Below are 1,128 nucleotides of genomic sequence, written 5' to 3' on the forward strand. Positions count from 1 at the left end.
ACCAAAGCAAGCACCCGAACCGCCAGCGCATGCGCCGACCCCACAACCCCACCCTCACCCACACAATGCTCAACCACCACATCCGCACCAGCAAGATCAGGCACCGCAACCCGCACCCAATCCAGACAGAACAACGAGTCGGTGGTGGCGTCGAGTTGCCGGGCCGAGACGGCCTGGGTGAGGAGCGAGTCGACGGACGCGACCGGAACTCCCGCGGCGTCGGCGAGCGCGACGGACATGGCGCTGCCGCCGGTGGTGGTGAGCCGTACGCGCAGCGCCGTGGCACCGGTGGCGTGCAGTGACACCCCTTCCCAGGAGAACGGCACGGCTCCCTCGGTGTGCTGCCGGGCAAAGGCGACGGCGTGCAGGGCGGCGTCGAGCAGTGCCGGGTGGATGCCGAAGGCGCCGGGCTCCACGCCGTCGGGGAGCGCGACCTCGGCGAACACCTCGTCGCCGCGCCGCCAAACGGCCCGGAGCCCGCGGAACACCGGCCCGTAGGCGAAACCGAGGTCGGCGAAGCTGTCGTAGCAGCCCTCGATGTCGACCCGTTCGGCTCCGGCCGGGGGCCACACGGTGGCGTCGAAGTCCTCGGTTGCCGGGCCCGCGGCGAGATAGCCGGTAGCGTGCTCGGTCCACGGCCGGTCGTCCGCGTCCTCGGGGCGGGTGTGCACGGCGACGGGGCGGCGTCCGGCGGCATCGGCGGTACCGACGCGCAGTTGGAGCTGGATCGCGCCGTCGACTACGAGCGGCGCCGTCATCATCAGCTCGTCTACGCGCTCGCAGCCGACCTCGTCGCCGGCCCGCAGCACCAGTTCCACGAGTGCGGCGCCGGGAAGGAGGACGCGGCCGTGCAGCGAGTGGTCGGCGAGCCACGGGTGCGTGCGTACCGACAGCCTCGAGGTGAACAGATAGCCTTCGCCGTCGGCGAGTTCGACGGCGGCGCCGAGCAGCGGGTGTCCGATGGAGTCGAGTCCGGCGGTACGCACGTCCGGAGTGGTCGATACCGCGGGCCAGTAGGGGTGTCGTTCGAAGGGGTAGGTGGGCAGGTCGATGTGTGTGCCGCCGGGGTAGAACGATGTCCAGTCGATATCGGCGCCGCGGACATGGAGCCCGGCGAGCGCGGTCAGT

The 1,128-nt window shown here is 71.2% G+C and carries 1 protein-coding gene; it reads right to left on the reverse strand.

Annotation, left to right across the window (positions count from 1 at the left end; translation table 11 throughout):
* A partial coding sequence (locus tag SCWH03_RS28220) for a polyketide synthase dehydratase domain-containing protein (protein ID WP_173267758.1) occupies positions 1-1,128 on the reverse strand: 1,128 nt, incomplete at both ends.

This window comes from Streptomyces pacificus, assembly GCF_011766325.1.
Classification (GTDB): Bacteria; Actinomycetota; Actinomycetes; order Streptomycetales; family Streptomycetaceae; genus Streptomyces; species Streptomyces pacificus.